9 protein-coding genes and 1 pseudogene are annotated in these 13168 nt (G+C 57.3%); 3 read left to right on the top strand and 7 right to left on the bottom strand.

Annotation, left to right across the window (positions count from 1 at the left end):
* Positions 1 to 94: 94 nt before the first annotated feature.
* The 6 genes from GA830_RS13500 to GA830_RS13475 all read right to left on the bottom strand — a co-directional run bounded on the left by GA830_RS13500 (position 95) and on the right by GA830_RS13475 (position 6755).
* Positions 95 to 517, bottom strand: a complete 423-nt coding sequence (locus GA830_RS13500; RefSeq protein WP_195162346.1) for an SUF system Fe-S cluster assembly protein — start codon at positions 515 to 517, stop codon at positions 95 to 97.
* Positions 514 to 1749 carry a cysteine desulfurase gene (locus tag GA830_RS13495; protein ID WP_195162345.1) on the bottom strand — a complete coding sequence of 412 codons (1236 nt, stop codon included), beginning with the start codon at positions 1747 to 1749 and terminating at the stop codon, positions 514 to 516. Before GA830_RS13495 ends, GA830_RS13500 begins: the two co-directional genes overlap by 4 nt.
* Positions 1750 to 1832: 83 nt before the next feature.
* Positions 1833 to 3107 (bottom strand): Fe-S cluster assembly protein SufD, encoded by a 1275-nt coding sequence (sufD, locus tag GA830_RS13490; RefSeq protein WP_195162344.1) that lies wholly within the window; start codon positions 3105 to 3107, stop codon positions 1833 to 1835.
* Between the two features lie 9 nt (positions 3108 to 3116).
* Complete coding sequence (sufC, locus tag GA830_RS13485) at positions 3117 to 3872, bottom strand: Fe-S cluster assembly ATPase SufC (protein ID WP_195162343.1); 756 nt, start codon at positions 3870 to 3872, stop codon at positions 3117 to 3119.
* A gap of 30 nt (positions 3873 to 3902) precedes the next feature.
* Entirely contained in the window at positions 3903 to 5438 is a 1536-nt protein-coding gene (sufB, locus tag GA830_RS13480; protein ID WP_195162342.1) for a Fe-S cluster assembly protein SufB, read from the bottom strand.
* Between the two features lie 153 nt (positions 5439 to 5591).
* Positions 5592 to 6755, bottom strand: a complete 1164-nt coding sequence (locus GA830_RS13475; RefSeq protein WP_195162341.1) for a cysteine desulfurase family protein — start codon at positions 6753 to 6755, stop codon at positions 5592 to 5594.
* Positions 6756 to 6984: 229 nt separating this feature from the next.
* On the opposite strand from GA830_RS13475, the gene GA830_RS13470 reads away from it, so the two are divergent.
* The 3 genes and pseudogenes from GA830_RS13470 (at position 6985) to tyrS (ending at position 9684) form a co-directional block, all read left to right on the top strand.
* Entirely contained in the window at positions 6985 to 7659 is a 675-nt protein-coding gene (locus GA830_RS13470; protein WP_195162340.1) for an alpha/beta hydrolase, read from the top strand.
* Positions 7660 to 7676: 17 nt separating this feature from the next.
* Positions 7677 to 8328 (top strand): annotated as a pseudogene (locus GA830_RS13465) (FMN-binding negative transcriptional regulator).
* A gap of 102 nt (positions 8329 to 8430) precedes the next feature.
* Positions 8431 to 9684, top strand: coding sequence for a tyrosine--tRNA ligase (tyrS, locus tag GA830_RS13460; protein WP_195162339.1), 1254 nt, complete (start codon positions 8431 to 8433; stop codon positions 9682 to 9684).
* Here tyrS and GA830_RS13455 read toward each other — a convergent pair.
* Positions 9681 to 13121 carry a YhdP family protein gene (locus GA830_RS13455; protein ID WP_195162338.1) on the bottom strand — a complete coding sequence of 1147 codons (3441 nt, stop codon included), beginning with the start codon at positions 13119 to 13121 and terminating at the stop codon, positions 9681 to 9683. The genes tyrS and GA830_RS13455 overlap by 4 nt on opposite strands.
* Between the last annotated feature and the right edge of the window lie 47 nt (positions 13122 to 13168).

Here is a 13168-nt window from a genome sequence, read left to right as displayed (position 1 = left end):
TTTTTCCTAGCCTCTCATTCCCTGCGGGTTCAAGCCCCGCCGAATGCTGTGTGTTCCACCAAAGATGGGGAAGATTCGTCGCAAACGCAACCAATCAGTACCAGCCGACGGCGACCTGAGCTTCTTCCGACATGCGGTCGGGTGTCCAGGGCGGGTCGAAGGTCATGTTGACTTCAACATCAGAAACACCTTCCACGGTTCCCACCGCATTCTGGACCCAGCCTGGCATTTCGCCAGCGACAGGGCACCCAGGCGCTGTGAGGGTCATGTCGATTTTGACGGTGCGGTCATCTTCGATGTCGATTTTGTAAATCAGGCCGAGTTCATAAATGTCTGACGGAATTTCAGGATCGTAGACGGTCTTAAGCGCCAGCACGATGTCATCGGTCAAGCGCGCCAGCTCATCGGCGGGAATGATGGACGCAGATAACACCTTGTTGGATTTTTCACCTTCCGCAGCAGCAGTGCTTGCTTCGGAGATTTCGGTTGTCTGAGGCTCGTCCATTGTCTTGCTCATCCAAAAAACTTTCGCGCCTTTTCCAGCGCTTCCGCCAGCAGATCGACTTCTGCGCGCGTGTTGTACATGCCAAACGATGCCCTGCATGTGGAGGTTACGCCGAAGCGTTTCAACAGCGGTTGTGCGCAATGGGTGCCGGCACGCACTGCCACCCCCTGACGGTCAATCACCATCGAGACATCATGCGCGTGAATGCCCTGCAATTCAAAGGAAATGATCGCTCCCTTGCCGGGTGCATTGCCGATTATGCGCAATGAGTTGATGGCGCCCAGCCGTTCATGCGCATAGATTTTCAGGTCAGCCTCATGAACTGCGATACGCTCGCGCCCGACGCTTTCCATATATTCCAGAGCAGCACCCAACCCGATTGCCTGTACGATGGGCGGTGTGCCTGCTTCAAAACGATGCGGGGGATCATTGTAGGTGACCTGATCCTCACTGACCTCAACGATCATTTCGCCGCCACCCTGAAAGGGCCGCATGCGCTCCAGCATGTGTTTTTTGCCGTAAAGCACGCCTATACCGGAAGGTCCGTAGACCTTGTGACCGGTGAAAATGAAAAAGTCGCAGTCAAGATCCTGCACATCAACAGGCATGTGAACCGCACTCTGGCTGCCATCGACCAGAACGGGAATGCCACGCGCATGTGCGATGCGCACCATTTCCTTGATCGGGGTCACCGTGCCGAGCGCATTCGACATGTGGGTGATTGCGACAAGCTTGGTACGGTCTGTCAGCCGCTTTTCGAATTCTTCGATATGGAGTTCGCCCAGATCATCCACCGGCACCCAGACCAGCTTTGCGCCCTGTCGCTCGCGGATGAAATGCCAAGGCACGATGTTAGAGTGATGCTCCATGATGGACAGTACAATTTCATCGCCCTCGCTGATATTGGGCATGCCAAAACCATAGGCGACCGTGTTGATGGCCGCCGTTGCGTTGGATGTGAAAACGATCTCATCAACACTGCCTGCATTGAGGAAACGGCGCACGGTTTCACGCGATTTCTCATAGGCATCGGTTGCGGCATTTGAGAGAAAATGCAGGCCGCGATGCACATTGGCATATTCACTGGAATAAGCGTGCGTTACGGCATCAATGACGGACTGTGGCTTTTGGGCAGATGCGCCATTGTCGAGATAGACCAGCGGCTTGCCATAGACTTCCGTTGACAGGATCGGAAAGTCCCGGCGGATCGCTTCGACATCATAGGGAATGGGTGTGTGGTCCACTGCACTTTGCCTTTGTATTGCGTCCTTGGTGGCTCGCCAACCCTGCTCCACGGATAAGCCCAAAGGGGGTCACCCCCCAAGGCCTACCCGTGCTTAGCGAACCAGTCTTCAAGCCGCTGCTCCAGCGCCTCGATGATAGCTTCACCTTCAAGCTCCTCAATCACTTCGGCCAAAAACGCCTTGATCAGAAGACCGCGCGCCGAGCGCTCGTCAATGCCACGCGCCATCAGGTAGAAAAGATGGTTGTGATCTATTTCCTTGACCGTTGCGCCATGCCCGCACTGAACATCATCTGCGAAGATCTCCAGTTCCGGCTTTGACGAAAACTCGCCATCATCCGAAAGCAGAAGCGTGTTGCAAGCCATTTTGGCGTCTGTCTTCTGCGCAATCTGATGCACATTGATGCGCCCCTGGAACACACCATGCGCTTTGTCGGTGACGACATTGCGGATCAACTGACGCGAGCCTGTGTTGGGCACCGTATGGTCCAAGACCATGGTCACATCAGTATGTGCAGCGCCTGAGAGAAGGTTGACACCGCGCATCTGGAAGTCTGAACCTTCGCCCTTGACCCCAACGCGCACTTCCTGACGAACCAGCTTGCCGCCGGCATTCATGAAGAAGAGATTCAGTTGCGCGTCTTTGCCGATCTCTGCGTTGAACTGGCCGAGATAGGTGGCCGTATCGGCAAGATCCTGGATGATCAACCAAGTGACATTAGCGCCCTCGCCTACAGTCAGGTGGCTGACGGAGGTGGACAGGCTCGCACCTTCGCCTGTCTGGCGCTCGACGATCATGACCGTTGCGCCATCACCGACATTTACTGGAAAACGGCTATGCGTCTGGCCACCCATCTGGATGTTCTGCAATTCGATGGGCGCATCAACCTTGGTACCGGCAGCGACATCAACGCAATATCCGTCTGCCACAAAGGCAACGTTGAGCGCACCTATCGCGTCATCTGAACCAATCGTGACCATGGCGGGCGCGAGGCTGCCATCTTGCAGCTTCTCTTCAAGTCGCTGGAAAGTGACACCCGGTTGACGAGGCAAATCCGTTGACGCCAGACCATTGGCAACCGTCAACACGGTTGAACCTTCGAGCAAGGCGGAGAGCTTCTTGACGGTCGCGCCTGCATTGCGCTCTGGAACACTGGACAAAAGACGTCGCAGATCCGTGTAATGCCAGGCCTCGACACGGCGCGTCGGCAGACCGTTACTCAAAAGCGCAAGCGCGTCGCCACGTGCTGTGGTGACATCAGGATTGCCCGGCAGATCCGAGGCGAGAGCCTCATAAGCAGCAAACAGAGCCGTTTCGGCCTGTGTGCGCTGGGGTTGGGTTGTTGCGTGCATGTTCATGGACACCCCTCAGGCGGCTTCGCCGATGATGCCGGCATAGCCATTGGCTTCCAGCTCATGTGCAAGTGTCTTGTCGCCCGACTTGATCACCTGCCCCTTGTAGAGAACATGAACGGTGTCTGGCACGATGTAATCAAGCAGGCGCTGATAGTGGGTGATGACCACAACCGCACGATCTGGCGAACGCAATGCGTTGACGCCGTCAGCGACGATCTTCAGCGCATCAATGTCGAGCCCGCTGTCGGTCTCGTCCAGCACGCAGAGCTTCGGCTCCAGCAATTTCATCTGAAGGATTTCAGCGCGCTTCTTTTCACCGCCGGAAAACCCGACATTGAGCGGACGCTTGAGCATCGCCATGTCCATTTCCAGAGAAGCGGCAGCTTCCTTAACGCGCCTGATGAATTCCGGGATCTTCAAAGGTTCTTCGCCGCGCGCCTTACGCTGCGCGTTCATTGCCACTTTGAGAAACTCCATGGTGGCCACACCTGGTATTTCCATCGGATATTGGAAAGCCAGAAAGATGCCAGTCGCGGCGCGTTCGGCAGGATCCATCTCAAGGATGTTCTGGCCGTTGAAGATAACTTCGCCCTCGGTCACTTCATAGTCATCACGGCCTGCGAGAACGTAGGAGAGCGTGGATTTTCCCGAGCCATTCGGCCCCATAATGGCCGCGACTTCGCCGGCCTTTACCGTGAGGTTCAGTCCGCGAATGATTTCGGTGCCATCAGAGGCGATGCAGGCGTGCAGGTTCTTGATCTCAAGCATATGTCTGTCCTGAATATTCTTTGGGTCGGCTCAGCCGACCGAGCCTTCGAGCGAAATACCGATGAGTTTCTGCGCTTCTACCGCGAATTCCATAGGTAGTTCCTGGATCACTTCCTTGACGAAGCCATTGACGATGAGCGCAATTGCTTCCTCTTCAGGAATGCCGCGCTGCATGACGTAAAACTTCTGATCGTCGGAAATCTTTGAGGTTGTCGCTTCGTGCTCGAACTGCGCCGATGCGTTTTTCGCCTCGATGTAAGGGACCGTGTGGGCACCGCAATTATTGCCGATCAGCAGCGAATCGCAATTGGTGAAATTACGTGCGTTCGTTGCTTTGCGATGTGCCGAGACCTGCCCGCGATAGGTGTTTTGCGAGAAGCCTGCGGCAATACCCTTGGAGATGATGCGGCTCTTGGTGTTTTTACCGAGATGGATCATCTTGGTGCCGCTGTCGATCTGCTGGTAGCCATTGGAGACGGCGATCGAGTAAAACTCGCCCTGGCTGTCATCGCCACGCAGGATGCAGGACGGGTACTTCCAGGTAATCGCGGAACCAGTTTCGACCTGCGTCCACGAAATTTTCGAGCGGTCACCCCGGCAATCGCCGCGTTTGGTGACGAAATTGTAGATGCCGCCCTTGCCGTTCGCATCGCCCGGATACCAGTTCTGGACGGTCGAGTATTTGATCTCGGCATCATCAAGTGCCACCAGCTCCACCACGGCGGCATGCAACTGGTTCTCATCGCGCTGAGGCGCTGTGCAGCCTTCGAGGTAGGACACGTAGCCGCCCTCTTCCACGATGATCAGCGTGCGCTCGAACTGGCCGGTGTTCTTTTCGTTTATGCGGAAATATGTCGACAATTCCATCGGGCACCGCACGCCTTTAGGCACGAACACGAAGGAACCGTCGGTGAAGACCGCCGAGTTGAGCGTTGCATAGTAATTATCGCTCGTGGGTACGACCGAGCCGATATATTTCTTCACCAGTTCCGGATGTTCGCGAATGGCTTCCGATATCGCGCAGAAAATAACGCCTGCCTGAGCAAGCTCTTTCTTGAAGGTCGTGACGACAGACACGGAATCAAACACCGCATCGACTGCAACACGGCCAGATTTGTAGATGTTGTCGCTTTCCTCGCCATCTTCGATGGTCTCGCCATCAGCGCTGGCGGCAGGCTTTTCGACTCCGGCCAGAATTTCCTGTTCACGAAGCGGGATGCCGAGCTTCTCGTAAACGCGCAATAGCTCGGGATCGACCTCAGCAAGTGAGCTTGGTCCAGGCGTGCTTTTGGGCGCCGCGTAGTAATGGATGTCCTGAAAGTCGATCTTCGGATAATTGACGCGCGCCCAATTGGGCTCTTCAAGCGTCAGCCAACGGCGGAACGCCTCCAGACGCCATTCAAGCATCCATTCGGGCTCTTCCTTCTTGGCCGAGATGAAACGGATCGTGTCTTCAGACAGGCCACGCGGGGCCTTGTCCATTTCGATGATCGTCTCGAAACCGTATTTATACTGGTCCACGTCGATCTGACGGACCTGATCAATGGTCTCCTGCACAGCAGGCATAGGCGCTCTCCATCCACGCCGGGTGCAAGGCCCGGCAGTTTTCGAACTATGACACCGCTTGGCGGCGTAAGTTCTATATAGTGCACTGCAAACCGAATTTCATCGGCTCGCAATGCTCGTTCAAGCCGTGTCCGGCTTATGGGCAGCTGCCGGTCAGGCGGCCTTTTCTTTTCTGGCCACTTGCCTGGCGACAATGCCGGCAAGCGCCTTTTCGAACAATGCGATGTCAGCGTCGGTCGTGCCGCGCCCGATAGACACACGCAAGGCACTTTCCCCCGCCCGGCCCATCGCCTTCAGCACATGGCTCGGGCCAACCTTGCCAGACGAACAGGCCGAACCTGCAGAAACGGCGACACCGGCAAGATCGAAAGCGATTTGCAAGGTCTCGGCCGCCATGTCCGGAATGGCAAAGAACACCGTGTTGGATAGGCGCTCTGCGCCCTCGCCGTAGATTTCAGCGAAATCAACGTTGCTGCGTATCGCTGACTCGATGCGGCTGCGCAATGCACCAACTGCAGCCATGCCGCCCAGCGAAGCAAGAGCTTCTGCAGCGGCGGCGCCAAAGCCTGCAATCGCGGCAACGTTTTCTGTGCCGGCGCGATGACCCTTTTCCTGGCCACCGCCGGTCACAAGCGGTTCCGGCATTAGCAGATCCGAAGCGCCGACAATGGCACCAGCACCCTTTGGACCGCCAATCTTGTGTGACGAAAGAATCAGAAAATCAACAGAACCCTCTGTAATATCTAGAGAAATTCTCCCAGCCGATTGAACGGCGTCCAGCACGAACACGCCACCGGCGCCATGCACAAATGCGGCAATCTCCGCGACGGGCTGAACGACACCTGTTTCATTGTTGGCATGATGGATCGCCACCATTGGCAGACCAGCTTCACTGTCATGCTTTGCCAAGGCATCAGCCAGCTCGGCAAGATCGATCACGCCGTTGCCATCGATCCCGATCGTCTCGATCTGGTCTGGCCGAAAGCGTCCACCACCCAGAATACAGGGATGGTCGGAGGCCGCAACATAGAGCCGTGCCATCCGGATTACGCCGCGACCCATGCGCCAGTTTGGCGTCAGAAGTGTTGCTGCTGCTTCCGTGGCACCTGATGTGAAAACAACATGGTCAGGTATGGCGTTTGCCAGGCTGGCGACTGCGCGGCGCGCGTCTTCGATCAGCCGGCGGGCGGTTCTGCCTTCGCCATGAACCGATGAAGGATTGGCATCGCAATCCAGCGCTAAGCCCATCGCCTCACGCGCAGCGTCCAGCAAAGGCGCGCTGGCGTTGTAGTCAAGATAGGCGCGATGGCCGTCCATAGCGATGTGATTTGTCCTGTCAGTTTGCGCTTGCGGGCGATCTGGCGTTATTTCCTTGAATTTTCAAGGTCAAACGTCCTAAGAACCCGCTTCGACAACGGGGTGGCAGCGGCTACCCAGTTTTGAAGAGTTCTAAAGTAGCTTTTTATGGAGCCGTCCGCGGCGCGTCAAGGCCGGAGATTTTCGATTTCCCCAGCCCGGGCAGCAGCTTCAGCAACCGGAGTATCGCATGCCAGAGGTCATTTTTGCAGGTCCAGCGGGTCGCCTGGAGGGTCGCTACCAGCCTTCGAAGGAAAAGAACGCGCCGATCGCCATCGTGCTGCACCCGCACCCGCAGTTCGGCGGGACGATGAACAACAAGATCGTCTACGACCTCTTCTACATGTTCCAGAAGCGCAACTTTACCACGCTGCGTTTCAATTTCCGTTCGATCGGCCGCAGCCAGGGCGAATTTGACCACGGCACTGGCGAGCTTTCGGATGCGGCAGCCGCGCTTGACTGGATTCAGTCGCTGCATCCCGATTCCAAGTCTTGCTGGGTTGCCGGCTATTCGTTTGGCGCATGGATCGGCATGCAGCTTTTGATGCGGCGCCCAGAGATCGAGGGTTTTATGTCGATCGCCCCGCAGCCCAACACCTATGACTTTTCCTTTTTGGCCCCTTGCCCTTCATCCGGACTCATCATCCATGGTGATGCTGACAAGGTGGCGCCACCGAAAGATGTGCAGGGTCTGGTAGACAAACTGCACACCCAGAAAGGCATCACCATTACCCAGAAGACGATGCCGGGCGCGAACCACTTCTTCCAAAGCCATTCTGACCTGTTGATCGAAGAATGCTCTGATTATCTCGACCGACGCCTCAATGGCGAACTGGCCGAAGCTCGCCCCAAACGCTTGCGCTAGGAAAGGTTTTTTGCAGCATGTACCAGCCTCCACATTTCGTAGAGACCCGGCTGGACATTCTGCATGGGCTGATCCGGGCACATCCCTTGGGGTTGGTGGTTTCGAACGGCAGCGATGGCCCGGTGGCCAACCCGCTACCATTTCTGCTGGATGACGGCATCGGACCGAAGGGAAGGCTGCGTGCCCATTTTGCCCGTGCCAACCCGCAATGGCGCTTGATTGCCGAGACACCCGATCTGCCCGTGCTCGTCGTGTTTCAGGGCAGCGACACCTACGTCACCCCATCCTGGTACGAAACAAAGCGCGAAACCCGGCAAAGTCGTGCCCACGTGGAATTACGCCATTGTGCAGGTGCGCGGCAAGGCAACGATCATCGATGACGCCGCGTGGTTAATAGCGCAAGTTGATGCGTTGACCCAGTCTCAGGAAAAAGACGAGCCTGAGCCGTGGCACGTTGCTGACGCACCGGACAGCTACATCGCCTCGCAGCTCAGGGGCATTATAGGGTTAAAAATCGAAATCACCGAGATTTCCGGCAAATGGAAGGTCAGCCAAAACCGACCGGAGGCGGACCGTGAGGGCGTTGCGAAGGGGCTGACGGTGACCGGCCGCAATGAAGACAACGCCGTTGAAATGGCCCGGCTGGTGCGCAACCACCGCAGCACTTAACTACCGCTAACGCCGCTTTGCCTCTCGTTCTTGTGATATCTGCCGCCCAGATGCTAAAGGCCGGGCGACGACCCTTCACAAGCGACTTTCCGGGAACATAGCATGGCCGCCTTCAAATCCGACTTCTTGCGCGTCTTGTCAGAGCGCGGCTTCATCCACCAGGTTTCAGATGAAACCGGACTGGACGATCTTTTCGCCAAAGAAACCGTAACCGCCTATGTCGGCTATGACGCGACCGCCACCAGTTTGCATATCGGCAATCTGATTTCGGCAACTATGCTCTACTGGCTGCAGGAGACCGGTCACCGCCCCATTGCATTGATGGGCGGCGGGACATCGATGATCGGCGATCCATCCTTCCGCGATGAGCAACGCGGACTTCTGACGCCTGAAAAAATTGGCGAAAACATCGAAGGCATCAAAAAAATCTTTGGCCGCATCCTGCGCTTTGGCGACGGGCCCAACGACGCGCTGATGGTCAACAATGCCGACTGGCTGATGCAGCTGAACTATGTTGAATTCCTGCGCGACGTGGGTCGGCATTTCTCAGTAAACCGAATGCTGTCGTTTGACAGCGTCAAACTGAGGCTCGACCGCGAGCAGTCGCTGTCCTTCCTCGAATTCAACTACATGATCCTGCAGGGCTACGATTTCGTAGAACTGAGCCGCCGCTACGATTGCCGCCTGCAGATGGGTGGCTCGGATCAATGGGGCAACATCATTAACGGTATTGATCTTGGCCATCGCATGGGTACGCAACAGCTATATGCACTGACCACGCCGCTTCTCACCACGTCGTCGGGTGCCAAAATGGGGAAGTCGGCCAATGGTGCTGTCTGGCTGAATGGCGATGTGTTTTCGACCTATGATTTCTGGCAGTACTGGCGCAACACGGAAGACGCCGACGTGGAGCGTTTTCTCAAGATTTTCACCCGCCTTCCTCTGGATGAAATCGCAAGACTTGCCGCTCTTGGCGGTGCTGAACTCAACGAAGCCAAGAAAATCCTAGCAACCGAAGCAACCGCAATCGTGCACGGCCGCGCCGAGGCGGAAGCAGCAGCCGAGACAGCCCGTAAGACGTTTGAAGAAGGTGTAACCGACGCCTCGCTGCCAACCATCGAAATCGGCAACGGTCTTCTTGAAGCCGGCATCGGCGTGCTGGCGTTATTCGTCTCCGCAGGGCTTGCCGGATCCAATGGAGAGGCGCGCCGGCATGTCCAGGGGGGAGCTCTGCGCGTCAACGATACCCCGGTCACCGACGACAAGCGGTTGATCACGATGGCTGATGTTTCTGCCGAAGGAGCCGTGAAGCTTTCGCTCGGCAAGAAGAAGCACGTTCTGGTACGACCCGGCTAATGGAACTCGAAAATCGAGCGAAAAATACCGGGTGCGATAATCGAAAGCGGGTTGATCTCGAGATTGGGAGACTTGGCGCTGCCGGATAATTTGTAGGTGACGCCGATCAGCCCGCGGTCACGACCATTGCCCAAGATCATCCCGACTAGTGGCAGTTCGCCAAACAGGCGGTTGAGGCCATAGGCCGGCATGAAGGTGCCCGTCATGGCCATTCGGCCTGCGGGGTTGTAAAGCGTGCCCTGGAACGTCGTGCCGATCATAGGTCCGCGCAGCACGCCGTTCTCGATGTCGAGGCTGCCGGTGCCCTTGCGAAGTTGTGCATAGCCGCGCTCGAACTGGACGCGGGATGTATCGATGTCGCGTTTCACCGCATCGTTGAGGCTGCGATCGCTGCCCTGGGGTGGGGTAGAAACCATCGACCGCAGCTTGGGTTCATTCACCACCCAGAAATCACGCGCGTCCACCTGCCCGGCAAGGGACCCGTTCACGGGTCCGGCCAGATCGAGGGCAATCGTTCCGCGCTCCATGTGTTCGTAGACGTCTAAAAAGCGAAGAATTGCGCCGGCATCCGCCGAGCGCATTTTCAGTGTCCGGGTACCGTCGACGGTGGAATTGGAAACATTCACATTGCCCCCGGAACGCGTGGCACCTGCCACATCCAGAGCGAGCACAGTACTGCCGACTCCGCTGTAGTTCAGCTTTACGTTGGTCAATTGCTCGCCATGGAAGCCCACAAGCCTCCGCACATTGGCATCCAGTGAAACCGGCACCTTTCCGACCGACGCGGTTGCCTTGTCTGCATCGGCTGTAAACTGCTTCACGACGGCGCGTGCATCGAGTGAATTGCCGGTGACCGTTACCTTGTAGCCCTTGCCCGCCGCCTTGATGTCCAAGGCAATGTCATCGTCGCGGTTTAGCTTGATTGTGCTAAAATTGGCGCTGGACAGCGATCCCCCTGACAGCACGATATCGCCTTCAATGGCAAAGCTTTTGCCCGAAAGTTTGAATTTGGACAGGTTGACCCGTTCGCCTTTCTTGCCCAAGGAAAATTCGACTTTTGCAGCAACGCCCGCGCCCTTGGTCCAGCCGGCCCACGGGATGCTGAGCTTGCTGTCTGTCAGGTCAGCGGTAACCTTTTGCGGGGTAAACGCCCCGTCGGACGCAGGAGGTCCTGCGCTGAATGCTACCTTCACCGGCCCTGAAACGAGATCGCCAAGGCCGGGCACCAGCCCTTCCCGCGTCTTGTCATTCAGTGTCATGGTGATATCGCGCTTGCGCCCAGGCCCGGCCGGTCGAAGCGGCTCAACCAGAGCGATCTCGGACGGCACTCCATTGAGGTTCGCATTGGCGGCCACAACAGCCTTTTGTGGATCGACAGTGATAGTCCCCACGGCACCGGTGACGAGTTGGCCATCAAATGGCTGCGATAGCGCCAGATCGCGGTAATTGAGCGACACAAGCCAGTCGAGCCTGTCAGGATCGATGCCGTTTTGCAAAGGAATGTCAGCGCGTACATGCCCGGTGACCGCGCCGGAGGTCAGATCATCGGGGCCGAAACCAACGTGGCGCATGGCATTTATCGGCTCGTAGGAAGCGAGTTCGGCGATAGCCGCTGCATCGCCTGCGACGTCGATAGTGAGCGCGCCGATCACTGGCGGGCGGTTGGCATCGCGGATTGCAAGCTTGCCATTGGTGGCAGCGACTGTCCTGCCACTGCTCATAAAAACGGTCCCGGACGAAAGGGCAATATCGATGTCATTGCCGCGAAACGCCACGATGCCGTCCGCCTCTCGGACCGGGGGAATACGTCCGGTTACGTCGAAGCGTGTATTTTCGACATGGAAGGTTCCGAATACTTCGTCATGGGTGACTGGGATGCCATTGCCGATCCGACCTACAGGCACCCGATAATGGAGCTTGCTGTCGCGCAGGCGCCCGCCGAAAAGATTTTTGAGCACCCAGTTGCGAGCGCCGGGTGCTGCAAACCAAGGCCAAAGCTGTTTGACGTGACCGGCAGCCATGTCCGGCACTGTAAGCGCCAGTGTGATACCGGGAGCTTTTCCAGGCGCGAACTCGAAAGCGCCCGCCCCCAACAATTCGCCTCCATTGGTGCGAACACCGATTTGGTCCAAGGTGAGGCGCGAGGCGAGGGGATCATAATTGCCGGAAACTTTGGCCAGAATATCCAAAGCCGGTTCCGGCGAATCTGTTGGCGCAAGGATTGAGCCGTCGCTGATCAGTTCGTAGCGGTAACTGCCAGCGTCCGCCTGTCCATCGGTCGCGGGAGCCGGTCCTACTGCACCGTGAAAATTGAATCGCGAACGCCCGGTCGTGAAGACCAGCCCGGGAATTTCCGCCTTCGCCGTACCCTTGTCTATTGCGAGGGACAGATCGACGTCACCGGTGATACGACCATCATCCTTCAGGTCTACCGAGATGCCCCCAATTCGCGCCCGGACCGACAGGCCGGTCGGCACATCGCCCAAGCCTTCGGCGCCCGTAATCGTTGCCTTGATCGTATCGATCCGGTTTCCGGCAGGCGTTGCCAAGGAAGCTGCAGCTTCCAGTTTGTCCGGCACCGGTACAGGCGTTCCGATCCGCAGTTCGACCGAAGAGATGCGCCGCGAAGTGACAGTTCGGGCAGCGGTGCCGGAGATTAACAGCAGACGTCCATCAATCGTTGCTTCGGCCTTGATCGACATCTGACCATTGGTTTTCTGAAGGAGCTCGGCGCTGGAGACAACGACACTTCGCATGCGGCCTCCCTCCGGAAGCTCCAGATCAACACCGGCAAGGTTGATGCGTCGGGTGGATCCGACCTCCATGATATCGAACGCGCGGTGCAGACTGCCGAAAAGCAGGTCGATCACCTTATCGGGATCGATCAGTCCGTCGGGTCGTTGAAGACCCGCTTGCCAGTTTGGACCATCTCGCGCCGGTAGCGAGGACGCCGTGATGCGCGCCTCGCTGATGGCAGCACTGCCGAGCCGGACCTCGCCTGACATCAACGGCCAGAAGCGCACGCCAAAGCGCATTTTCCCCGCATCGAACATCGGCTTGCCGTCGGATGATTGGACAGTGATGTCGCGGACTTCCAGTGCTATGAACTTTGACGCATCAAGCGAAAGTGTCGCCGAGCCGATTTTTGCCGCGACATCACCGCCGACGAGGCGCTCGATCGCGGCCTCGCCTTCGGCGCGCAAACGGTCGCTGCCGATACCGGTCATGCCGATGAAAATGACAGCGCCTGTGGTGATGACAAGGAGACCGCCGACCACAGATGTGACCGCGGCAACAGCACGCAGGATACGCCATGGCAGCTTGCCCCGGCGCTGAAGCAGGTGGCCCTGCCCTTCGGCTGAAGGAAATTCGGTCAGGGAAGTGATTTCCTCCTGCCTGAACCGAATCTTCTCGTGCTTCTGAACCTCTTGGTTCAATGGCTTTCCAATATTTGTGCGAGTGTGGACGAATCCGCTGTCAGGAT

It is taken from the genome of Mesorhizobium sp. NBSH29, from assembly GCF_015500055.1.
Classification (GTDB): Bacteria; Pseudomonadota; Alphaproteobacteria; order Rhizobiales; family Rhizobiaceae; genus Neomesorhizobium.
Note: the sequence above shows the minus strand (reverse complement) of the source record. Positions and strands in the feature narration are given on the sequence as shown.